This is a genomic window from Prosthecobacter sp., assembly GCF_029946185.1.
In the GTDB taxonomy this organism is placed as follows: domain Bacteria; phylum Verrucomicrobiota; class Verrucomicrobiia; order Verrucomicrobiales; family Verrucomicrobiaceae; genus Prosthecobacter.
Window position 1 is genome coordinate 1 of the sequence record NZ_JAQSEA010000224.1, and the last position, 22911, is coordinate 22911.

The 22911-nt window shown below is 59.4% G+C and carries 17 protein-coding genes and 1 pseudogene; 10 read left to right on the plus strand and 8 right to left on the minus strand.

All coding sequences use genetic code 11. The features are described 5' to 3' along the window. From PSV43_RS18580 to PSV43_RS18600, 5 genes and pseudogenes are all read left to right on the plus strand, one after another. Positions 1 to 453 (plus strand): annotated as a pseudogene (locus PSV43_RS18580) (metallophosphoesterase); the annotation flags it as partial. A 77-nt stretch (positions 454 to 530) separates the two neighbouring features. Beyond that, entirely contained in the window at positions 531 to 1556 is a 1026-nt protein-coding gene (locus PSV43_RS18585; protein WP_300200855.1) for a phenylalanine--tRNA ligase subunit alpha, read from the plus strand. 63 nt (positions 1557 to 1619) lie between these two features. Continuing rightward, the gene (locus PSV43_RS18590; protein WP_300200858.1) at positions 1620 to 2027 is read left to right on the plus strand and encodes a GxxExxY protein; all 408 of its coding nucleotides are present in this window, start codon (positions 1620 to 1622) and stop codon (positions 2025 to 2027) included. Between the two features lie 81 nt (positions 2028 to 2108). Further along, on the plus strand, positions 2109 to 4508 hold the full coding sequence (gene pheT, locus PSV43_RS18595; protein ID WP_300200860.1) for a phenylalanine--tRNA ligase subunit beta: 2400 nt from the start codon (positions 2109 to 2111) through the stop codon (positions 4506 to 4508). 11 nt (positions 4509 to 4519) lie between these two features. Continuing rightward, entirely contained in the window at positions 4520 to 4969 is a 450-nt protein-coding gene (locus tag PSV43_RS18600; RefSeq protein ID WP_300200863.1) for a hypothetical protein, read from the plus strand. A gap of 237 nt (positions 4970 to 5206) precedes the next feature. Here the strand turns inward: PSV43_RS18600 and PSV43_RS18605 are convergent, their stop codons facing one another. Genes PSV43_RS18605 through PSV43_RS18615 form a run of 3 tightly spaced genes read right to left on the minus strand, consistent with a single transcriptional unit; the run spans position 5207 to position 7808 of the window. Next, positions 5207 to 6373 carry an aminotransferase class V-fold PLP-dependent enzyme gene (locus PSV43_RS18605; protein ID WP_300200867.1) on the minus strand — a complete coding sequence of 389 codons (1167 nt, stop codon included), beginning with the start codon at positions 6371 to 6373 and terminating at the stop codon, positions 5207 to 5209. A gap of 56 nt (positions 6374 to 6429) precedes the next feature. Further along, complete coding sequence (locus tag PSV43_RS18610; RefSeq protein ID WP_300200869.1) at positions 6430 to 6801, minus strand: hypothetical protein; 372 nt, start codon at positions 6799 to 6801, stop codon at positions 6430 to 6432. A gap of 38 nt (positions 6802 to 6839) precedes the next feature. Beyond that, on the minus strand, positions 6840 to 7808 hold the full coding sequence (locus PSV43_RS18615; protein ID WP_300200871.1) for a peptidylprolyl isomerase: 969 nt from the start codon (positions 7806 to 7808) through the stop codon (positions 6840 to 6842). 230 nt (positions 7809 to 8038) lie between these two features. On the opposite strand from PSV43_RS18615, the gene acs reads away from it, so the two are divergent. Then, on the plus strand, positions 8039 to 9967 hold the full coding sequence (gene acs / locus PSV43_RS18620; protein WP_345784677.1) for an acetate--CoA ligase: 1929 nt from the start codon (positions 8039 to 8041) through the stop codon (positions 9965 to 9967). Here the strand turns inward: acs and PSV43_RS18625 are convergent. Then, positions 9964 to 11103 carry a nitrilase-related carbon-nitrogen hydrolase gene (locus tag PSV43_RS18625; protein ID WP_300200875.1) on the minus strand — a complete coding sequence of 380 codons (1140 nt, stop codon included), beginning with the start codon at positions 11101 to 11103 and terminating at the stop codon, positions 9964 to 9966. The two genes, acs and PSV43_RS18625, sit on opposite strands and share 4 nt — an antisense overlap. Before the next feature lie 134 nt (positions 11104 to 11237). On the opposite strand from PSV43_RS18625, the gene PSV43_RS18630 reads away from it, so the two are divergent. The 4 genes from PSV43_RS18630 to PSV43_RS18645 all read left to right on the plus strand — a co-directional run bounded on the left by PSV43_RS18630 (position 11238) and on the right by PSV43_RS18645 (position 16026). Beyond that, positions 11238 to 12479 carry a PQQ-binding-like beta-propeller repeat protein gene (locus PSV43_RS18630; protein WP_300200879.1) on the plus strand — a complete coding sequence of 414 codons (1242 nt, stop codon included), beginning with the start codon at positions 11238 to 11240 and terminating at the stop codon, positions 12477 to 12479. 96 nt (positions 12480 to 12575) lie between these two features. Beyond that, complete coding sequence (locus PSV43_RS18635) at positions 12576 to 13895, plus strand: bifunctional UDP-3-O-[3-hydroxymyristoyl] N-acetylglucosamine deacetylase/3-hydroxyacyl-ACP dehydratase (protein WP_300200881.1); 1320 nt, start codon at positions 12576 to 12578, stop codon at positions 13893 to 13895. A gap of 19 nt (positions 13896 to 13914) precedes the next feature. After that, on the plus strand, positions 13915 to 14721 hold the full coding sequence (lpxA, locus tag PSV43_RS18640) for an acyl-ACP--UDP-N-acetylglucosamine O-acyltransferase (protein ID WP_300200884.1): 807 nt from the start codon (positions 13915 to 13917) through the stop codon (positions 14719 to 14721). Positions 14722 to 14880: 159 nt separating this feature from the next. Then, complete coding sequence (locus PSV43_RS18645; RefSeq protein ID WP_300200887.1) at positions 14881 to 16026, plus strand: glycosyltransferase; 1146 nt, start codon at positions 14881 to 14883, stop codon at positions 16024 to 16026. 165 nt (positions 16027 to 16191) lie between these two features. On the opposite strand, the gene asnB is transcribed toward PSV43_RS18645, so the two are convergent. Genes asnB through PSV43_RS18665 form a run of 4 tightly spaced genes read right to left on the minus strand, consistent with a single transcriptional unit; the run spans position 16192 to position 22894 of the window. Beyond that, on the minus strand, positions 16192 to 18135 hold the full coding sequence (gene asnB, locus PSV43_RS18650; RefSeq protein WP_300200890.1) for an asparagine synthase (glutamine-hydrolyzing): 1944 nt from the start codon (positions 18133 to 18135) through the stop codon (positions 16192 to 16194). Positions 18136 to 18138: 3 nt separating this feature from the next. Next, positions 18139 to 20241, minus strand: coding sequence for a glycosyltransferase (locus PSV43_RS18655; RefSeq protein WP_300200893.1), 2103 nt, complete (start codon positions 20239 to 20241; stop codon positions 18139 to 18141). Next, entirely contained in the window at positions 20238 to 21494 is a 1257-nt protein-coding gene (locus PSV43_RS18660) for an O-antigen ligase family protein (protein ID WP_300200896.1), read from the minus strand. Before PSV43_RS18660 ends, PSV43_RS18655 begins: the two co-directional genes overlap by 4 nt. Positions 21495 to 21514: 20 nt before the next feature. Beyond that, positions 21515 to 22894 carry a lipid II flippase MurJ gene (locus tag PSV43_RS18665; RefSeq protein WP_300200899.1) on the minus strand — a complete coding sequence of 460 codons (1380 nt, stop codon included), beginning with the start codon at positions 22892 to 22894 and terminating at the stop codon, positions 21515 to 21517. Positions 22895 to 22911: the final 17 nt, after the last annotated feature.

Consider the following 22911-nt stretch of genomic DNA (forward strand, 5'->3'; position numbering starts at 1 on the left):
CGGGCGCTCACGGAGCGCAAAATCCCCGTGCTGCGCAATGAGATTCGCCGCATCCACACGGAATCGGGCACGCTCATTCTTGGTGGTTTTGACTCCATGTATGTGAACAGGCCGGATGTGAGAAAAACGCTGCAGGACTGGAAGCAACACCAGCCGCTGGTGCTCATGATGCATGAACCGGACGCTGCCGACACCATTGCCGAAGCAGGTGTGAAGGCGTTGCAAATTTCCGGGCACACGCATGGCGGCCAGCTCGTCTTCCGTGGCAAGACGCCGATGTCTCTCCGGCGCGCTAAGTTTGGCAAAAAGTATCTCGCCGGACGCTACGAAGTGGGCGGCCTGCAGGTGTATGTGAACCGGGGGATTGGCTGCGTGGGAGTGCCCATGCGTATTGGTGCTCCGCCGGAGGTGACGGAACTGACGCTGCGCAGTCCGGAGCTGCTGCGTGCCTGAGTGTTTACTTTGCAGGGTGAGGCTGGGCTGTTCCAAAGGTTGCATGCGGGCCATCTCGCAGCTAAGTGGCCGGTTCCATGCTTTCCGAACTCGACTCTCTCAAAATCACAGCCCTTGCCGCGCTTGACGCCGCACAGGATGAATCCGCGCTCGAAGCTGTGCGCGTCAACTTCCTGGGCAAAAAAGGCAGTGTCACCGCTCTCAGTCAGGGCATGAAGGATGTGCCGGTCGAGCAGAAGAAGGAAGTGGGCGCCAAGCTCAACGAAGTCCGCACCGCCATCACTGAAGGCATCGACACGAAGAAACTGGCGTTGCAAGCTGCGCAAGATGGCAAGGCAGTGGAAGGCATCGACATCACGCTGCCGGGCCGTCCGGGCGCAGGCGTCGGCGCGTTGCATCCACTCACGCAGATTCGTGATCTCGCCATCCGCACGCTACGCCGCATGGGCTTCGCCTTGGCTGAAGGGCCGGAGATTGAAACGGAGTGGCATTGCTTTGATGCGCTGAACACGCCTGCCGACCATCCGGCGCGTAATGAGAAAGACACCTTCTACCTTCCTGATGGGCGTCTGCTGCGCACGCACACCTCCAGTGTTCAGGTTCGTACGATGGAGGCGGCCAAGGCGCTGCCCATTCGAATCATTGCTCCTGGTGCTGCGTATCGCCGTGATGAAATCGATGCTACGCACCTCAGCGTTTTCAATCAGCTTGAAGGTCTTTACGTCAATCAGGACGTCAGCCTGGGCGATCTCAAAGGCACGTTGGAATACTTCTTCCGCGAGATCTTCGGCGCTGGCACTGCGGTGCGCTTCCGTCCGCACTTCTTCCCATTCACGGAGCCGAGCTTCGAGATCGACGTGAAGCTTGAAGCGAAGGGGAAAGAGGCCCGATGGATTGAAATCGCTGGCTGTGGCATGGTGGATCCTGCCGTTTTTGCTGAGATCAACAAGGCGCGGGGTGATACGCTCTTTGATCCGGAGACGACCACGGGCTTTGCCTTTGGCCTTGGCCTCGACCGTCTTGCCATGATCATGCATGGCATCACCGACATTCGTCATCTCATTGAGAATGACGTGCGGTTTTTGCAGCAGTTTGCGGCGTGAGGAAGCTGCTTTTGACAGGATTTACAAGATTCCAGAATTTCAGGATTAACTTAAGGACGATTGATGACGATCGACGAATTGACACACCAGGTGATTGGCATGGCGATGGGCATCCATCGTGAGCTTGGCCCTGGGTTTTTGGAGTCCGTGTATCATCGCGCGATGGAGATCGAACTCGCTGCGGCTGGCTTTGGCTTTGAATCGAATGTGCCGCTGAATGTTTTCTACAAAGACAAGCTGGTGGGAAAATTTGAAGCCGATGTCGTCGTCACAACTGGTGGTCTGAAAACGCTCATTGAACTTAAATCCTGTGAAGCAATCTCCAAGGCGCACGAAACTCAAACGGTGAACTATCTGTCGTCCACCAGCATCGAAGATGGCCTCATCATCAACTTTGGCTCCAAGAGTCTCGACTGGCGCCACAAGTTCCGAACTTACCGCCCAAAACTGCAATCTCAGATCGCGCCTTAGTGAGCGCCGCCCCGTAAATCACCGCGCCAATCCTGCAAAATTTTGTCATCCTGTTAATCCTGTCCAACCCCGTTCCGCATCATGCAAGTTTCCCTCTCCTGGCTCAGCACTCATCTTGATCTGAGTTCTTATACTGTCCCGCAGCTTTCCGATCTCCTCACCTTTGCGGGTGTGGAAGTCGAAGGCATTGAAGAACGTGGTGTCGCGACCGATAAAGTCGTTGTCGCGCAGATTCAGTCCTTTGAGCAGCATCCGAATGCTGACAAACTCAGCGTTTGTCAGGTGGATGATGGTAGCGGCACGCTGCGGCAGATCGTCTGTGGTGCGAAGAATTTCAAAGCAGGCGACAAGGTGCCGCTCGCGCTTCCGGGGGCTGTTTTGCCCGGCGGATTCGCCATCAAGGAAGGCAAGCTGCGTGGTGTTGATTCTCTCGGCATGCTCTGCAGCGGAACGGAACTTGGCATTGGCGAGGACACCGGCGGCCTGCTCATCATGGCGGCTGATTCCCCCGTGGGCACGCCGTTCAACAAGCTCAATCCGGCCGATGTGCTTTTCGATCTTGAGATCACGCCTAATCGTTCCGATCTCCTGAGTCATCTCGGTCTTGCCCGTGAACTTGCAGCGCTCACCGGCCTGCCGCTCAAGGGGGAACGCCATCATGCGAACGCGAGCACGAGCACGAAAGTGAAGGCTGCTGCCGAGGAGCAAATTGTGATCAAGGCTGCTGAGGCCTGCCCGCTGTACACTGCGCGTCTCATCAAGGGCGTCAAAGTCGGCCCTAGTCCGGAGTGGCTGCGTCGTCGCCTTGAGAGCATCGGTCTGCGTCCGATCAACAGCATCGTGGACATCACGAACTACGTCATGATGGAGATGGGGCAGTCTTTGCACTGCGTTGACCTCGACACGCTTAAGGGCGGCATCGTCGTGCGCCTGGCATCCGAAGGTGAAAAGTTTCTGGCGCTGGATGGACTGAGCTACGCCTTGCAGACTGACGACCTTGTCATTGCCGACAGCGAGCGCCCTGTGGCCATCGCGGGTGTGATGGGTGGTGGGGAAACGGGTGTGACTGAAACGACCGTTAACGTCCTGCTGGAAAGCGCTTACTTCGCACCGAGCGGTATCCGCCGCACCTCGCGTCGCCTTGGTCTGAGCAGCGACAGCAGCTATCGCTTTGAGCGCGGCATTGATCCGCAGCAGGTGCAGGGTGGCTCTGAACTTGCCACGAAACTGATCCTCGAAATCGCCGGAGGCACTGCGGAAGACGTGGTGCAAGTCGCTGGAGCAGCGCCTGCGCTGGTCGGTGAAGTGACGCTGGATGAAAACCGTGCGCGCAAGCTGCTCGGTACGCCTGACATGACGGGCGATGAAATCCGCGCCATCCTCAACAAGCTGGGTCTCACCCAAAAGTCCGCCAGCGAACACGAGAGTCAGTGGATGATCCCCAGCTATCGCCTTGATCTTTTGCGCGCTGTCGATCTCATGGAAGAAATCGCGCGAGTCATCGGATTGGACCGAGTGCCATCACGCCAGGTCGCTGTCGCTGCGCCGGTCGATGCTGCGGACCGTGCGTATGATTTTGCGATGAACCTGCGCCAGACTTTGGCCAGCCGCGGATTCTTTGAAGCGCAGACGCTGCGTCTCATTGCCGATGCTCAACTCGCTGACTCACTCGGTGGTGGACAAGGCGTGGCTGTGAAAAATCCGCTCAGCGAAGATCATACCACGCTGCGTCCGAGCATTGTGCCAGGCCTCATTGCCACAGCGGCGCTCAACATCCGCCAGGGGTTGCATCGTCTGCGTTTCTTTGAACTCGGTCGTGTCTTCCTCACACTGCCGAAGGGCGGCAGCCGCGAAGAGGAACGGCTTGCGGTGCTTCTCAGCGGCCCTGTGTCGCCGACGAGCTGGCATGGCCGTGAACCCCAGGCTGCTGATGTCCATGAACTTGTCGGGCAGATTCAAAATCTCACGCGCACGCCTCTCGAAGTCCGTCCCGTGAAGGAAAACAGCGCCAACTATCTTCTGACCAGCGAACTCCGCGCAGGGAATCGCATCCTCGGCTGGATCGCGCAGCTTCACCCTGCGCGTGCGCGTGAAATCGACGCCCGTCATCCGGTCTATGTGGCTGAATTGCTTCTCAGCGCTCTGCGCCAGGGCAGCACTGGGCCGACGAAATTCGAGGAGCTTCCGCGCTTCCCGGGCATGACCCGTGATGTCGCCATGGAAGTCCCTGCTGATTTGGCACACGCGAAAGTCGCCGCATTCTTCGCGACGCAGAAACATCCGTTGTTTGTGGGAGCCGAAGTCTTCGATGTCTTCGCTGATCCCTCGGGCACCAAGATCGCCAAGGACCGCAAGTCCATCGCTTGGACGCTCACCTATCGTTCCGCTGACAAAACCCTCGAAACTGCTGAAGTGGATGCCGCTCATACGGCCATTCTTACGGCGCTGGAGAAGACGTTGCCGGCGACGGTGAGGAGGTAGATCGTGCTGCCATGCATACGGCGCTCAACTGGCTCATCATTGTAAGCGGTCTGGTTGCTCTGTGGCTTGCGTTAGTATTGACACTGCGTGCCAAAAAGCAGCATGGGTTTCTCGCGCCTTTTGGCTTCGTGATTGCGGTTCTGCTGCACCGAGTCAGCTTGCTGCTCTCCCTGCCCATGCTCAAGGAGGTTGCCTCAGAAGAGAGTCAGGAAAAAATGCATCAGATGGCTGTCAAGCTGTCTGAAAACGATCTCATGTTCATGCTGTCCCTGCGTGGTCAGCAAGATGGAATTTGGCAGCTTGGAGCCATTTTATTCATCCTTTGTGGATTCCTTGATCTGAAGTCATCAAGCGACGGGCAGACAAAAAAACTCAGGTATGGATTGATCATCGTTGGAACGGTCTTGATGATCTTCTCCGTGTTTTATCCCTACATCGCGTATTCGAAGATGGGATTCTGACTGCGAGAGACAATAGATGAACTCACAGTGACAAGTACACATCATAGTCCTAGCAAACGCTGATACACAGCTTTGTCTGGGCTTGTTTTGCCTGTGGCCATTTCCTTCAAGCTAAGTTGAATGGATTTGATGGTGTCTAGTTTTTCTGCGGGTCCCTGCATCTTCACGCATGCCTGGCAGTCGACAGGCGTAGCTTCCGCACGGTCATTGATGGGGCGGGTTCTCATGCGAAAACAGCTACGCAGCCTCGCCGATCACCTGCGCCACGCGGTCCATCTCGGCTTCCGTGTTGTAGAAGTGGGGGCTGAAGCGGAGGAGGGGTTCTCCGGCGCGATTGTGGCGGAGGGAGGTGGTGATGCTGTTTGCGCTGAGGTGTGCGGAGATGTCCGCCAGAGGGCGGTGGGGATGCTGCACGGTGGTGATGCAGGAGGCGTTGATGCTTTGTGGATCGGGGCCGAGGAAGGTGAAGCCTAGTGGCTGCAATCCGGCGTGCAGGCGGGCTTTGAGCTTTAAAAGCTGGGTGCTGATGGCGGGGAGGCCGATTTCTTGAATCAAGTCGATGCCGGCTTTCATGCCGAGGATGCCGGAGATGTTGAGTGCGCCGGGTTCGTAGCGACGACCGCCGCGCTCGAAGGCGATTTCTTCCTGCGCGATGAAGTTGGGGCTTTGGACATTCCAGGAGCCGAGGAGGCTGGGGCGCAGCATGTCCTGCAGTTCTTCCCTCACGTAAAAGATGCCGGCGCTCATGGGGCCGAGCATCCATTTGTGGGAGTCGGCGGAGAGGAAATCGACGTGATCGACGCGGGTTTCGAAGGCTCCAACGGTTTGGATGGCATCGAGGCAGAACAAGATGCCCCGCTCCCGCAGCATGCGGCCGATGCGGTCGATTTCGATGCGGTAACCGCTGAGGAAATGGCAGGAGGCAAGTGCGACGAGTTTGGTCTTGGGCGTGAGCGCGGCCTCGACGAGTTCGGGGGTGATCGCGCCGGGGGCGGCGGGTAGGAGGCGCTTTAAGACGACGCCGTGGCGTTCGAGGTCGGTCCACGGATAGACATTCGCGGGATAGTCATCGAGATAGCAGACGACTTCGTCACCCGCCTGCCAGGGCAGGCCGTTGGCGACCAAGCTGAGGCCGACCGAGGTGGGGCCGATGAGGGCGATTTCGCTGGCTTTGGCACCGATCAATTCAGCGGCAACGACGCGTGTTTCGTTCACTGCTTTCCATGCCTCGGGATACTCCTGCATGCGCAGGCAGCATTGTTCGAGGTAGTCCTGCATCGTGCGTGTGACACGGCGCGGCAGGATGGTGACGCCAGCATGGCCGAGAAACAGGCTGTCTTTGATCACCGGAAACTCCTGCTGACGCAGGGATTCGTCGGAGAGGAGGGCGTCGAGAGTGAGCATGGCTAATAGAACGAATGCCGCATGACTCTGGGTGACGAATTCGCCATTGAGGGAGGCTAAGCGACCTTGAGGGTCTTGGCGCCTTCATCAATCAGGTGCCAAAAGCTTTTGGACTGGCTCAGGGCCTCGTCTTCGCCGCCACCGGGCAGATTGCTGCGGAAGAGGAAGTCGGTGAGGGTGTTCTTGTGCAGCACGCGGTGGACGCTCACATTGCCATCAACGACGCCGAAATAGATGCGGTGGTCGCCTGCTCGGCAGCGGTAGAGTTTTTTGCCGCCGCGCTCCAGCACGCCGTAGCGTTTGGCGAGAATCGTCTCTTCAATATCAGCGGGCTGGATGTTCAGTGCTTCCAGCAGGTGAAACTGCACCTGTGTAGGCAGGTGGGAGAGCTCTGCGGCGCTGATGTCATTGAAAACGATCTGGATCATGGTGAGGAAGGGATTGAGGCCAGCGGCGCGGTGGAGGGTTAGTAGCGCTTGATGACGTGCTTCTTGCGCACGGTATCCATCCACTTGTCGATGTTGCCCTTGGATTTTTCCTGGTTGATCATTTTTTCAATTTCCGGGCGCAGCTTTTCGATGTCCGGAGCGGTGCCGAGTTTCTTCGCATCGCAGGAAACAATGATGAAGTTGGACTCCAGATCGAGAACGGGGCTGATGCCGCCGGTTTTAAGATCCATCGCTGAATTGGCGATGGCGGGCATCAGGTCGGTTTTGGACATCCATTCCCAAGAGCCGCCATTTTCCGCATGGCTGTCTTGTGAATTGGTTTTTGCCACGGAGGCAAAATCGGCTCCCTGCACAATTTTCGTGCGCAGCTCCTGAGTGAATTTCTGCTGCTTTTCAGGGGTGGAGCCCGGTTCGCCGGTGAACTTGGGGATGGTGATGGTGGAGATTTTGATCTGATCTCCCTCACGCCACTTATCCACGTTTTTGTCGTAGTACTCCTGCACTTCGCGGGGGGTTGCCGGTGGATGCTCGCCAGAATTGCGCGCACGCATGACATTCATGATGACCATTTTCTCGCGCAGCTCGCGAAACTTTTTCAAAGTCATGCCGCTCTTGGTCAGTTCATCCACGAAGGCGTCGCGGTCTCCCTTGAAGCTTTCCCGAATGATGCCGTTGATGTCGTCATCGACGTATTGGGCCTTGAGGACGCCGCCGATTTTGCGGAACTCGGCCAGAAGGATCTCGCGGTCGATCAACGTCTCGATGGCACCCTGACGCAGGAGGGCGATTTCCTTTTTGATGCGTTCTGGGTCATTGCGAAACTGAAACTGGATCACCTGCTCCTGGGCCTTGATGGTTTCTTCGACTTCGGAAGAGGCGATGGGGATGCCATCGACGACGGCAGCAATGCTGTTGGTGTACTGCTGGGCGAGAACGCTGGAGCAGGCGGAGAGGAGGGCAAACAGGCTGATGCGCAGGGAAATCATGACAAATAAGGTGGATACCGTAGGGCGTGGGGCGGCTGTGGCAAGGTGAAGTTCACCTGTCAGGAGCGTGTAGATGCAGCTTCACCTTGCACGCGGGCGGCTCCGGTTTCTAATCTACGCCTCCTAATCGCCGACCCCAACCAGCCATGAGTAAGAAAGCCGCCGCTAAAACCGCCCCGAAAAAAGCTGTCAAAACTGCCGCCAAAGCCGTCAGCAATACCAAATCCTTGATGACTGAAAGCCGGGTCTTCAAACCGAGTTCCGAATTCTCCAAGAAGGCGCGCATCAGCTCGATGGCGCAGTACAAGAAGATGCATGAGGAGTCTATCAAGCATCCTGACAAGTTCTTTGGCCGTGAGGCCAAGGAGTTGCAGTGGACCAAGCCCTACACCAAGGTGCTCGACTGGAAATGCCCGAACGCCAAGTGGTTCATCGGTGGCAAGCTCAACGTCAGTGAGAACTGCCTGGACCGCCACCTGGACGGCCCGCGCAAGACCAAGGCCGCACTGATCTGGGAAGGCGAACCCGGCGAGAAGCGTGTGCTCACCTACCAGCAGCTTCACCGTGAAGTCTGCCGCTTTGCCAATGTGCTGAAGCGCAACAAGGTGAAGAAAGGCGACCGCGTCATCATCTACATGCCGATGATTCCTGAGGCAGCCATCGCCATGCTGGCCTGCACCCGCATCGGAGCGATGCACAGCGTGATCTTCGGCGGCTTCAGCGCCGAGTCGATCAAGGATCGGGTGCTGGACTGCGGTGCGAAAATCATCATCACTGCCGATGGCGGCTACCGCCGTGGCGCGGTGGTTCCCTTGAAGAAGAATGTTGATGACGCGCTCAAGGCCAATGACACCCCTGTTGAGACGGTGATCGTTTACCGGCGCACCGAGCAGGATGTGCACATCGAAGAAGGCCGTGACGTCTGGTGGCACCGCGAAATGGAATATGTGGACGCTCGATGCGCCCCGGTCGCGATGGATTCTGAGGCACCTCTGTTCATTCTTTACACCAGCGGCAGCACAGGCAAGCCCAAGGGTATTCTGCATAGCACCGCCGGTTATTTGCTGCACGCGCAGATGACCTGCAAATACGTCTTTGATCTACGTGATGATGATGTGTACTGGTGCACCGCCGACATTGGCTGGGTCACCGGCCACACGTACATGGTCTATGGTCCGCTCGCCCTGGGGGCCACCTCGCTCATGTTTGAAGGTGCGCCGAACTGGCCTGAGAACGACCGCTTCTGGAAGGTCATCGAAGAATATGCAGTGACCGTGTTCTACACCGCTCCGACTGCCATTCGTGCCTTCATGAAGTGGGGCGATGAGTGGCTGACGAAGCATGATCTCAGCAGCCTGCGTCTGCTGGGCACCGTGGGTGAGCCAATCAATCCTGAGGCTTGGATGTGGTACCACAACAAGGTGGGTGGCGGTCGCTGCCCGATTGTGGATACCTGGTGGCAGACTGAAACCGGCGGTCACATGATCACGCCGATCCCTGGGGCCACTCCGACGACACCGGGCACGGCCACGCTGCCGTTCTTTGGGGTCGATGCTGCTATCGTGGATGACCTTGGCCATGAGGTGGGCGTCAATGAGCAGGGCAAGCTGGTCATCCGCAAGCCGTGGCCTTCCATGCTGCGCGGCATCTGGGGCGACAAGAAGCGCTATCAAGAAGCCTACTGGAGCGAGTTCGAGGGCTGGTACTTTGCCGGTGACGGAGCGCGCCGCGACAAGAAGGGCAACTTCTGGATCATCGGCCGCATCGACGATGTGCTCAACGTGGCCGGTCACCGCCTCGGCACCGCCGAAGTGGAAAGCGCCCTCGTTTCCCATCCTGCCGTTGCTGAAGCCGCAGTGGTGGGACGTCCTGATGAGATGAAGGGTCAGGGCATCGTGTGTTTTGTGACCGTGAAGGAAGGCATCAAGTCCAACCGGGAACTCGGCGATGAGTTGAAGCGGCACGTGCGCAAGGTCATCGGCCCCGTCGCCACACCGGATGAGGTCCGGTTTGCTGCGGCGCTGCCGAAGACGCGCTCTGGGAAAATCATGCGCCGCTTGCTGAAACAGATCGCCGCTGGCGAACTGATCAAGGGCGATACGACGACGCTGGAAGACATCAACGTCATCGCGCAGCTTGCGGCGAGCGGGGAAGATTAGTCTTTACGGACATCGGGTGGCTGCGGCATTTTCGGTTTTGAAAATGCCAGCAGCCACGTGGTCCAGATGAGTAACAAGGCGAGTGCCAGCCAGGGTGTCAGCCATCCTGTGCGGGTGTAAAAGGTCAGGTCGTTTCGGCGTTCGATGGAGCCGCTGATGGTGCCTGACTTCATGGGGGCCAGTGATAGGATGGCGGTACCCTTGGTGTCGATTATTTGGGACACACCAGAGGATGCAGCTACCACCATGCTGCGCTGGTTTTCGGCAGCGCGAACGCGGAAAAGTTGTGCATGCTGGATGTGCTGCCGCGCCGGCCAGCCTGCGGCATCCATGGAGGGCACGGCGAAAAACTCGGCTCCTGCCAGGGTCATTTTGCGAACCACGTCTTGAAAATCGCAGTCGAAGCATATGGGAGTGCGAACATCGATGGGGATGGTGTTCTCCGGCCAGACAATGATCTGCGTACCTGCAGGAGCCTGGTTTGCCAAGGCAATGTAGGTGTCGGTGGCGGCTCCTTCTGCCTGAATGGCGGCGACTGTGACGTCAGGGTGAGAATGAATTCGATCCGAAACGACCTGCGCATCGATCAGGATGATCAGCATCAGGACGAATGCAGCTCCTCCTGTTCTGCCAGCAAAAATGAAGGCCGATAAGGTGAGGATACTCAGAAATCCCAATCCATACACGCCCACCCATGAGACCATGGGCCATGGTTCAAGGGCGAGGCCGAGATTCATCCATGGAAATTTCAGGGGCATGAGTTCACAGCGTATAAACTCCGTCCCCGTCCAGGCCAGAGCGGTGAACAAGGCCAGCGGCCAGCCTGTTTTGACGCCGCGCTGTTGTGCCAGGCAGACCAGCCAGCCGAACATGGCAGGGAAAACCGCCAGGAGGCCCCAGAGCAGGATGCTGAACGGGCCGAAGATCTCATAAATCCATGGCAGGCCCGAGCCAAACGCGAGCATGCCCCACCAAAAGCCAGCGATGAGTCCGTGCAAGGGACGTGCCTTATGAAGAAAGCCGGCCAGCACCCCGACGCTGAGAAGGGCCAGTGGCCACCAGCCGAAGGGAGGGAAGGCAAACGCATAGGCGACCGCACTGACCATCAGTAGAAGGATTCTGTTCACATGCTCCATGATGTGGATGAGGTTATGAAACCCTAGCCTCCTTATGCAAGCCTGTAGTCGGCGGCAGTATTCAGCATCAATGGACGCGGGAATGACATGAATGCCTGCGGACTTACGTTTAATCCGCCTCTCACTCAACCACCATGAAACACACGCTCTCGCTGGTCCTTGCTCTTTGTTCACTCGCCTCCCTGCATGCCGAGAACTGGCCGATGTGGCGAGGGGCAAACGGGGACGGCACCAGCGGAGAGTCAAAACTGCCGGAAAAGTGGAGCCAAACAGAGAATGTGGTGTGGAAGGTAGAACTGCCGGAGCGGGGGAATTCGACGCCGGTGGTGTGGGGTGACAAAGTGCTGGTGACGCAGGCCATTGAAAAAGAAGGGAAGCGTCTGCTGCTGTGCTTTGATAAGAAGACGGGCAGGAAACTCTGGGAAGCGGGCACGGTGTACCGGGAGCCTGAGCTCACGCATGGCACCAATCCCTACTGCGCGGCTTCACCGGCGACGGATGGGGAGCGAGTGATCGTGTTTTTCGCCTCGGCGGGAGTGTTTTGCTACGATATGAGCGGCAAGGAGCTGTGGAAGCGCACGGATCTGGGCAAGCAGCACCACATCTGGGGCAACGGGACTTCGCCCGTGCTCGCAGGGGATCGGGTGTTTTTGAATTTCGGGCCCGGTGAAAACACGGCGCTGTACTGCTTTGACAAGAAGACTGGCAAAACGATCTGGCAACACAAGGAGCCTGGTGGGGCATCGGGCGAGGGTACAGACAAGAAGTGGCTGGGGTCGTGGGGTGATCCGCTGCTGCGCAAAGTCGGCGGACGCTATGAACTGCTGATGTGCTACCCCCGGCGCGCCTGCGCCTTTGATCCGGTCACGGGCCAGGAGCTGTGGACTTCGGGTGGGCTCACGGACCTCGTTTATAATTCGCCGCTTTTTGCCGACGGTGTGATGATCGCCATGAGCGGCTATGGCGGGGCCGCGCTGGCGGTGAAGGCGGGTGGCAGTGGAGATGTGACGGAGACCCATCGTGTGTGGCAGATGCCGAAGGTGAGTCAGCGCATCGGCAGCGGGGTGGTGCGTGATGGCTACCACTACATACTGAGTGATGGCGGGATCGCCGAATGCCGGGACCTCAAGACGGGTGCGGTGGTGTTTCAGGAGCGTCTGAAAGGGAACAACTGGTCTTCGCTGGTGCTGAGCGCTGACGGCAAATGCTATGCGGCGAATCAAATCGGCGATTGTTTCGTCTTCAAGGCCAGCCCGAAATTCGAACTGCTGGCGACCAATTCAATGGGGGAAAAGATCATCGGGTCCATGGCTGTGAGCGACGGGCAGCTTTTCATCCGGGGCTACAAGCACTTGTGGTGCATCGGGAAGAGGTAGCGGAGGGTGTCAGGATTAGCCCAAGGACGGGAGATGAGGCTTAGCATTTCCCTTTGACCCCACCGGGCCGCGACGCTAACGAACGTGCTCCCGCCTATGGCCGCCCCAGACCGTCAGCATACACTCGCCAAGTCCGTCTCGATGACGGGCACCTCGCTGCATACCGGCGAACAGGTCACACTCACCCTCCAACCCGCCCCGGAGAACTTTGGGTTCAAATTTCGCCGCATCGATCTGGAGGACAAACCCTTCATCCCGGCGCTGGTCGAAAAGGTCCAAAAGGTCGAGCGTGCCACCACCATCGCCGAAGGCGGGGTCAATGTTCACACCGTCGAGCACGTCATCTCTGCGCTGGCAGGCATGGGTGTGGACAATGCGATCATCGAGATGGATGCCAATGAGCCGCCCATCGCCGATGGCAGCTCAATGCCCTTTGTGGAACTGATCAAGTCCGCTGGATTGCAGGAGCAGAAGGAAGCGCGCAAATATTTCGAGGTGCGCGAACCGATCTACCAAGAAACCCGTGACGGCACCATCCTGACCATCGTTCCCGACAAGAAATTCCGCATCTCTTGTACCAACGTCGGCCCTGGCGGACGCTTCACGCAGTATTTCAGCACGGAGATCAACCCTGAGACCTACGAGAAGGAAATCGCGGCTGCGCGCACTTTTGTGTATTATGAGGACATCGCTCCGCTGATGGAGAAGGGGCTGATCAAAGGAGGCACGCTGGAAGCGGCGGTCGTGATTCGTGGGGATACGCTGCTCTCGAAGCAGCCGCTGCGCTTTGCGGATGAGTTCGTGCGGCATAAGATTCTCGACATCGTGGGCGACCTGATGCTCTCCGGCAAACGCATCCTCGGCCACGTCATTGCGGTGCGTCCCGGCCACGGGCCGAACACGGAGCTGGCCCGCGCCATCGTGGCGCAGTACAACCAGATGCGCAGCATGGTGCCTGCACCGGTGAACATCCCCAGTGGCGAGGCTGTCCTCGACATCAACGAGGTGATGAACATCTTGCCGCACCGCTACCCCTTCCTGCTGGTGGACCGCATCATCGGCTTTGAGGGCGAATCGAAATGCACGGGCATCAAGAATGTCACGATCAACGAGCCATACTTCCAGGGGCATTTCCCCGGCCATCCGATCATGCCCGGCGTGCTGCAACTCGAAGCGATGGCGCAGGTGGCCAGCATTGTGCTGCTGCGCATGCCCGGCAATCAGGGCAAGATTGGCTACTTCATGAGCGCCAACAATGTGAAGTGGCGCAGGCCGGTGCTACCGGGCGACACGCTGCTCATCGAAACGGAAATCCTCAAGACCAAGCGCAGCATCGCGACAGGCATTGGCCGTTGCAGTGTCAACGGAGTCGTCGTTTCGGAAGCTGAGCTGATGTTCAGCGTGGTGGATCGCTAAAAAGAGGGATTCTTCACGCATGCCAGCCTTGATTCACCCGACCGCCATCATTGATCCGTCCGCCAAGATCGGTGCGGAGGTCCACATCGGCCCTTATTGCATCATTGGTGCAGACGTGGAGATTGGTGACGGCTGCTGGCTGCAGCACCATGTGACGGTGATGGGGCCGTCGAAGATCGGGAAGAATAACAAATTCTTCGCCTATGGCTCTATCGGTCAGCAGACCCAAGATTTGAAATACAGCGCCGAGCCGACCTGGCTGGAAGTGGGGGACAATAATAGCTTCCGTGAGTTCTGCTCCGTGCACCGCGCCACGTCTGCTGGGGATAAGACGATCATCGGCAGCCACAACAACTTCCTCTCCTACGTCCACATCGCGCATGACTGCATCGTGGGGAATCACGTCATCTTTTCCAACAACGGCACGATCGCCGGCCACGTCGTGGTGGAAGATCACGTCATCATCGGCGGTCTGACGGCGGTGCATCAGTTTTGCCGCATCGGCACACGTTCGATCATTGGGGGCTGCGCCAAAGTCGTGCAGGACATCCCACCTTTCTGCACGGCGGATGGCAATCCTGCGCGTGCGCGTGGATTGAACATCGTGGGTCTGCAGCGCGCGGGGTTCACCCGTGAGCAGATGCGCTCCCTGCGTGAAGCCTTTCGCAAAGTCTATCGCTGTGGTTTGAACAACGCCCAGGCAGTCGCGGAACTGCGTGCGGTATCGCTGACTCCTGAGGCTGCGGCTTTCACCGATTTCGTTGCCACGACCAAGCGCGGCATCATTCTCGGTGGCAAGGCTGCGGCGGACGAAGATGAGGACTGATCCTGCGGAGCAGGGGGGGAGCGCTGCAAACCCCACCGCTTGGAGTGTCGTGAAATGTGGGCGAGGTGGAACCTTCCCTTGTTTCACAGCAACAAGGCTACTTTCACTGCATCCTTGCTTTCGTGGAGGGGCTGAATGGTGCTAAACTGGCGTTCTTCGATGCAAATCCTTCTAGTCACCGAGCCTGGAGTTGATGGCGTGTTCCGGCACGTCGAGGCGCTGGCGTCGTTTATGATGGAGCGCGGTCATTGCATTCATCTGGCTTATTCGGATGTGCGGGGTTCGGACCGGTTGACACAACTGGTGGCGAAGGTTTCAGCCGCTGGTGGCAAGACGGTCAATCTCTCCGTGGGCAATGCTCCGGGTCCTGGTGATGTGGCGGCATTGATGAAACTGCGCAGGCTGGTGCAGGAGGCACGGCCGGATGTGATCCATGCGCACAGTTCCAAGGCGGGCGCTCTGGTGCGTGCTCTGGTGTGGCTTGGCGTGCGGCCGCCTGTTTTTTACACGCCGCATGCTTATTATGGGTTGTCGGGCAAGGGGGGGATGAAGGCTCTTTTATTCAATGCGGTTGAGACGGTGCTCGGGCGTGCCGGCACTACGATCAACCTGTCTGATGGCGAGCGGGCGTTTGCCCGGGAGACCTTGAAGATTCCGCAGGTGCGGCTGCGTTTGATTGCCAATCCGGTGGACTGTCTGCGTTTCCGGCCCGCAGATGCGGCGACACGGCAGGAAATTCGTGCGGCTCTGGGTGTTCCTGCGGATGCCATCCTGCTGGGATCGGTGGGGCGGTTGGCGTTTCAGAAAGATCCGCTGACGCTGTATCATGCCTTTGCCAAAGCTTGCCAAAGCAGGCCGGAATTGTGGCTGTATCATCTGGGCGAGGGCGAACTTTCTGCGGAGTGTGCGGCTCTTGCGGAGCAACTTGGCATTCGTTCGCGCATCATTCGCCAGACTTACCTGTCCGAGCCCTTGTCGTTTTATCAGGCGCTGGATGGGATGATCCTGACATCACGCTACGAAGGGCTGTCCTTTGCTGTGCTGGAGGCGCTGGCCTGTGACCTGCCGGTGATTTTGAGCCGGGTGCCGGGAAACACTGACTTCACGGAGATGGGTCTGTCGCACTGCTGGTCGGCGGGCAAGGAGGACGTGGAGGGCTTTGCGGATGTGATCGGGCAATGGGTGCGGGATTGTGAACTGGCGAGGCTTTCGAATCACCGGGAGATCGCGGAAACCCGATTCAGCCAAGCGGCGTGTTTTGGGGCGGTCGAGCGTGAGTATGAGCAAAAAATCGTCGCTTCGTGAGGGCTGTGCGCCACGCGGCTTGCTTTTCCTCAATGCGAAGCTGTTGGTATTTTTTGGGGGCGATTTCGTGCCCGCTGTACCTCATTCATGAGAACATCGGGCTGGTGCTGTTGAATGCGCTGGGTGGTGTGACGAACTCGGCGTGGTTGCGTCTTGGCATCACGGTTACTTGATATTCGCCTGCAGCCAGGCCTGGAACATGAGGATGTCCCAGAGGTAGAAGTGCCAGTTGCGGGTGCCGCTGAGGTGTTCCTGCCACTTTTGGCGGATGGGCGCGGGGTGGAAGAAGCCTTCGCGTTTCAGGCGTGACTCGCTGAGCAGATCTTCGGCCCATTCACGTAGGGGGCCGCGCAGCCAGATTTCCAGGGGGATGCCGAAGCCTTGCTTTGGGCGGTCGATCATGGCCTTGGGGACGTGGCGGTAGAGCGTTTCGCGCATCAGCCACTTGCCTTTGCCATCGCGTACTTTCATTGAATACGGGATGCGCCAGGCGAACTCGATGAGGTTGGTGTCGAGCAGCGGAATGCGGCCCTCGAGGCTGACGCCCATGGCGGCGCGGTCCACTTTGGTGAGGATGTCGCCGGGGAGGTAGGTCTCCATGTCGAGGTACATCATGCGATGGGTGAAATCACTCACGCGCGGCCATGCTTTGGTGTTGGTGATCGCGGTGACCGGATCTTTGCCGTCGATGACGATGTCCGTTGGCTTCTTCCAGTAGGACATGAGGTTGAGATAGAGCGACTCCATGCCGGGAGCGGCGACGACTTCGGCAAGTTTGTGCAACTTATCACCGACAGGAATGTGGCGTTTGCTCTTGGGCAGGAGCTTCGCGCCGATGCTGTTCAGCACGCCTGCTGGCATGACGGTGAGGGCAGCTGAGGCTATCTTCTTCACGGCGGGTGGCATCCAGGCGAATTTGTTATGGAGGCTGCGGCCCATGGCGTAGCGTTCGTAACCGCCGAAAAGCTCATCTCCTGCATCACCGCTCAGGGCTACGGTGACATGCTCCCGGGCCATCTTGCAGACGAGGTGCGTTGGGATCTGTGAGTAGTCGGCAAACGGCTCGTCGTAGAGCGCGGGTAGCTGCGGGATCACATTCAGCGCGTCTTCACCGGTGACGTACATTTCGGTGTGTTCGGTGCCGAGATGCTTGGCCACGCTCTTGGCGGTCTCGGCTTCGTTGTACTGCTTCTCGTGGAAACCAATGGTGAAGGTGCGCACGGGGCGGGCGCTCTGCTGCTGCATCATCGCCACGATGAGGGAGGAGTCGATGCCGCCGCTGAGGAATGCGCCGAGCGGCACGTCGGAGACCATGCGCATGCCCACGGCTTTTTTGAGCAGGGACTCGAAGGTGTCGATGGCCTCGGCTTCGGTGCCGGTGAATGGATGGTCGAGGCCGTGTTCGACGACGTGGGGCAGGCTCCAGTAGTAGCCGGGTTGCGGGCGTTCGGAGGGAGCTTTGAAGCTCAGCATCGCAGCGGGTGGCAGCTTTTTGAAGCCTTGATAGATGCAGAGTGGATCGGGGATGTAATTGAAGCGCAGCAGCGCGGTGAGCGCTTCGCGGTCCACGGCGGCATTGAAGCCGGGGAAGCGTTTCAGCGCTTTCAACTCGGAGGCGAACACGAACGCTTCACCCACCCAGCCGTAGTAGAGCGGCTTTTCGCCCATGCGGTCGCGTGCGAGATGCAGCATGCGTTCCTGCTTGTCCCACACGGCAAAGGCAAACATGCCGTTGAAGCGCTTGGTGGCTTCGATGACACCCCATTGGCAAAAGGCTGCCAGCATGACTTCGGTGTCGGAGTGGCCGCGAAAGGAGTGGCCGAGCGGTTCGAGTTCGGTGCGCAGATCCTGGAAGTTGTAGATCTCGCCATTGAACACGATGACGAAACGGCCATCGGCGCTGTTCATCGGCTGATGGCCGAGCGGGGAGAGGTCGAGAATGGAGAGACGGCGATGGCCGAGCGCGATGCCACTGGCTGAGTCAACCCAGGCACCGGCGTCATCGGGGCCGCGCCGGATGATGGCGTCCGTCATGGCCGTGACGATGGCGCTCATCTCGTGCGCGGGGCACGAAGTGGGAGGAGTGAAAAAACCAGCGATGCCGCACATGAATCAGGGATGGGGAAGGGGGGTGGCGAGCGGATACGATGAGTTCAGCAGGGCGGCGAATTTTTTCAGGACGCTCTCGATGGAGAACTGCTGCTCAATGCGTGTGCGGGCGGCGAGATCGGGAGTGACACCTGCATCGAGAATTTCAATGCAGGCATTCGCGAGAGCTGTGGGATCACAGGGCGTTACCAGATGACCGGTTTCGCCGGTGACCCAGCGGGTGTCGCCAATGTCAGTGGCCACGACGGGAACGGCGCAGGCCATGGCTTCGCCGACGACGTTGGGAAAGCCTTCGCCAAAGGCGGAGGATGAAACGGCGATGTGCAGCGAGGCGGTGAGTTCGGGCAGATCGTGGCGTTCGCCGAGAAGCTGGATGTTGGGCGGCACGTCGAGTTCTTCGGTGCCAGCTCCGACAATGATGAACTGCGTGTCAGGGCGTTGTGCCGTGATGAGTTTGGCGGCGGCAATGAAGGTGGCATAGTCCTTCATGGGAGCATTGCGGCCAAAGCGGCCGATGCGTCCGATGATCTGCTTGCCGGGCTGCCATTTGGTGAGATCGAAGCCGTTGGGGATGAGCTGCGTTTTCGCTGCGCGAAAGCCGAGGGCTTCGTGCTGGCTGGCACCTGTCTGTGTGTTGTAGGTGATGAGCTTGGGCAACCAAGACAGCTTGGCGAGAGCGCGAATGACGAGCGCGGAGCCGCGTTTTTCGTGCTTCAGATCGTAGAGACTCTGACGCACGTTCCAGATGATGGGGACGCGTTTGAAACGCATGAAGCGTGCGAGCACGGCGGCGAAACAACCGTGGTACATCCAGCCCATGATCATGTCTGCCTGGGTTTGGCGGACGACTTTGAGCAAGCGCCAGAGGGAACTCAGCGTGGGTTTGCCGGCGGGCATGTCGAGGCTGTGAACCTCGACGCCTGCCTCGCGCAAAGCGGTGGCGTGCTTGCCACCCGCGGTGAGGGAGATGACGACGTGCTCGAATTTGGGAAGGCCGCGAATGAGCTGGGCCAACATCATTTCTGCACCACCGCTGCCGAGGCCGGTGGTGATCCAGAGGACCTTCTTGGAAAGCAGGCGGCTGGTGCGTTCGATGAGCTTGGCCACGCTGAATTCATCCACAATGCGCTGGCGTGGATTGTGCGGCTGGAATCTGAGCATGCACTGGGCGAGGGCGGTGTGATCGCCCACGGGAAAGGTCTGCATTTTGTCGCCGATGATCCATGCGCTATCGCCGACATTGCTGGCAATGCAGGGCACGCCGCAGGCCATCGCCTCGCCGATGACATTGGAGAAGCCTTCGCCAAAGGCGCTGGAGTTCACCAGACAGTCGAACTTCGCATAGACGGCAGGCATGTCGTTCTGCGCGGGCAGCCAGGTGATGCGATGGGCGATGCCGAGACTGGCAGCGAGAGCGCGCATCTTCTGTTCGTAGGCGGCATCGCCTGAGCCGACGATGATGAACTTCGCATGCGGATCGAGGGCCGCCGCAGCGAGGAAGGTGGCGTGGTCCTTCATCGGGTTCATGCGGCCGACGAGGCCGAAGGTGAGAGCCTTGGCAGGTGTGTGCGGCTGCGGCGTGAAGCATTCGGTGTCGATGCCGTTGGGGATGACGTGCATCTTCTTGAGCGGATAACCACGGGCGGCGTAGTAGTCGCATCCGGCCTGCGAGTTGCAGATGATCAGATTGGCGAAGCGGGCGAGGAGGCAGTTGAGGCGGAAGCTTGCCTTGCTGAGCATGCCCCAGAGGTGGGCGTCGGACTGGGAATCGCGCACGCCCCAGACGATGCGCGGGAAGCCGCAGAGGGGCTTCAAGAGCAGCGCCATGAGATTGGACTCCGCCAAGTAACCGTGCAGCACTTCGGGGCGGGCGCTGCGTGCTGCTTTGATGAGGCGGAAGAAAAAGCCCGCGAGATCCCAGCGGCTTTTTTTGTGGATGCAGATCGTCTGCACACCGCCCGCTTCGAGTTCGGCACGGAAGGCACCGTCATAGAAATGCAGCACGCTGACTGCGTGGCCTTCACGCACCAATCCGCAGGCCAGCAGCACGAGCTGGCGCTGGGCGCCGCCGCGGCCGAGATCACGGATGATGAAGGCGATCTTCATGGCTGCGGCAGCGGCGTGTGGGGGCTGGGCTGCGGCGTGGTGGGTGCGTGGAGAACGAGGCGGAAGCGCCCGGCGTAAACGAGATTACAGCAGACAGCAGCGGCGAACCAGTAGTGGGGGGATTCAATGATAATCTGGCTGCAAGGGATGAACAACCAAAGCGGAACGAGGCAGTAGAAGCCACGCAACCTGAGCGTGAAACAGCGGAGGGTCAGCAACAGCATGCCGCCGATGAACAGGAGCGGGCCGATGATGCCGATGTCGATCCAGAGCGAGACGACTTGATTGTGCGGCTTCCAGACACTGGTCCCCGCACCGGTGCCATGGCCCCAAAGTGGTTCTTTACCGACGGCTTCCCAGCCATCTTGCAGGTCTTTGCTACGTTCGGGAGATTTGATGCGCTCGAAATCGAGTTCGTAGATGGCCTTGAGGCGGTCGGCCGTATCTTTGTTGGTCATGAGTCCGACCTTGGTGGACGTCTGGGCCAAAACAGCCACTCCGCCGATGGCCAGGGGAATGCTGACTACGACGATCAGCAGCATGCCCATGAAATGCTGGCGAAGGTTTCCCACGATGTAGCAGAGCAGCAGGCAGAAGTACACCGCCATGCCGCTGCGGCTAAGCGTGAGCGCGATGGCTGGCGAGACGAGGGCGACGAGCACGACATTCCACCAAAAGCGTGGATTCAACGTGAAGACGACGCTCATCATGAGGCAGATCATGATCGGCGGGTCGTTTGGGTCGGAAGGGAAGCCAGCCATGCGGCCGGGGATGCGCGTGAAGGCGCGGAAGCCCAGCCATTCGTAATAGACACCACCGGCGGAGAGCAGCGCGACACACACGCCGACCCAGAGGGCCACCCGGCGCCAGGGTTGCGCGGAGAGGCACAGAACTGTGGTGAAGGTCACGAGGAAATTGGAGATCAGCGACATCACCACGATGCTGTGACTGCCCAAAGCCGTGATGGTGAAGCGTTGCAGGAAGGTGGCATCCAGAACGCGCAGCAGCGGCACGAGCAGCATGAGAAAGGCGGGCGGGCAGATGCTGGGCTTGTTCAGGAGCACCATCACACCGACGGCGGCCATGGTGAGCAGGGTGTAGTCGCGCGGCTTGAAGGGAAGCGCGCCAACGTCGTCCGCCCATGAGAGATACTTGGTCATGGTAGGAACCAGTAGAGCGAGTGCGGCCAGGATGAGCAGCTTCACCATGCGCTCACGGTTTTTCGCGGCGGCCTGCATGTATGCCGGCATCATGTGGGCGGGGGGCGCGGCGGTCATGCGGCCTCCTTTCGACGGATCACTATGAGGCAGGTGGCGCAGGTGGCGAAGGCGCTGATGCAGTGGACGATCGTGGTGGAAAGGGCGATGCCTGCAGCACCCAGTGGGCGCATCAAAAGCCAGTTGAGCGAGGCATTGAGAAAGAGGGCGCTGAATGCGATGGTGAGCATGTAACGCGAGGCCTGCAGTGATATGACGATGCGTGCCGCGACGGTGCCGAGGATGTAGAAAGGAATCTGGAAGGCCGCGTAGCGCAGCACTTCGGCCACGCGCTGGGTGTCCTGCGGACCGAAGGCCCCGCGCTCAAACAGCGTGCGGACGATCCATGGTGCGAGAAGGCACAGCGCCAGTGTCATGGGCAGCGCCGCGCTGACGATGATCCCGGCGCTGGTGAAGAGGCGGCGGCGCAGGCCGTTCCAGTCGCGCTTGGCCACGAGCTCGGCGAAGTGCGGGAAAAGCACGTCCGAGGCGGGCCCGGCGGTGACGGCTAGCACGATGGCGCAGACTTTTTCCGAATATCCCAGCACGGCGACTGACCCGGCGGCCAGCCATGCCGCCATGGTTTGATCGACGACGACCGCACTGCCAAAGGCGACGCCGCCGATCAGGAAGGGCACGGCATTGCGCAGCACCGCGCGCAGCCCCGGCTCCCAATGGCGCAGGGAGCAGCGCCACCAGCTCACTTTGCGCGGCAGACGGCGGAGGATGGCCACCAGCAGCACGGAAAGATGAGCCACCGCCCCCCAGACCGTGCCATGCACCAGCGTCCAAGCGCTGATCTGATCTCCGGCCAGCAGTAAGGAAGCGACGATGCCGAGGGGGACGAGCATCGGCGAAGCGGCCGCGAGCAGAAAGGTCTTCCCGGCGCGCAGCCATGTGCTGAGATGCTGGGCCAGGCCAAAGCAGAGCAGGAAAGGCAGCAGACCGCGCAGGAGGCTCACGGCGAGCGCTTGTTTGGCGGGATCAAAGCCTTTTGTCGCCCATCCGACCACCCAAGGTGCCGCCAGGGCGAGCAGCAGGCCGCAGATCAGCAAGGCGGCGAAATGCGATGCAGCACATTGAATCCCGAGGCGGTAGGCGCGGCGCAGTCCACGGCGCTCACGCAGTTCGGCGTAGGCGGGCACGAAGGATTCGGGGATGCCACCTCCGAGCACTGAGCCGGCAAAGGTGAAAAAGCCAAAGACGAGCATGTAGGCGTCCAGATCATCCGCCGTGCCGAGCTTGGAGGCCACGACGGCATCCTTGGCGAAGGCGACGATTTTGCCGACCATGGTGAGCAGAGCCACCAGCAGAAAGCCCGAGACCATGGCCGACCCGGCCCCACGTGCGAGCAGGGCTCGAAGGGGGGCTGGCTGGGCGAGGCGGCTTGCAGGCATTCTACTAAACTATAAAC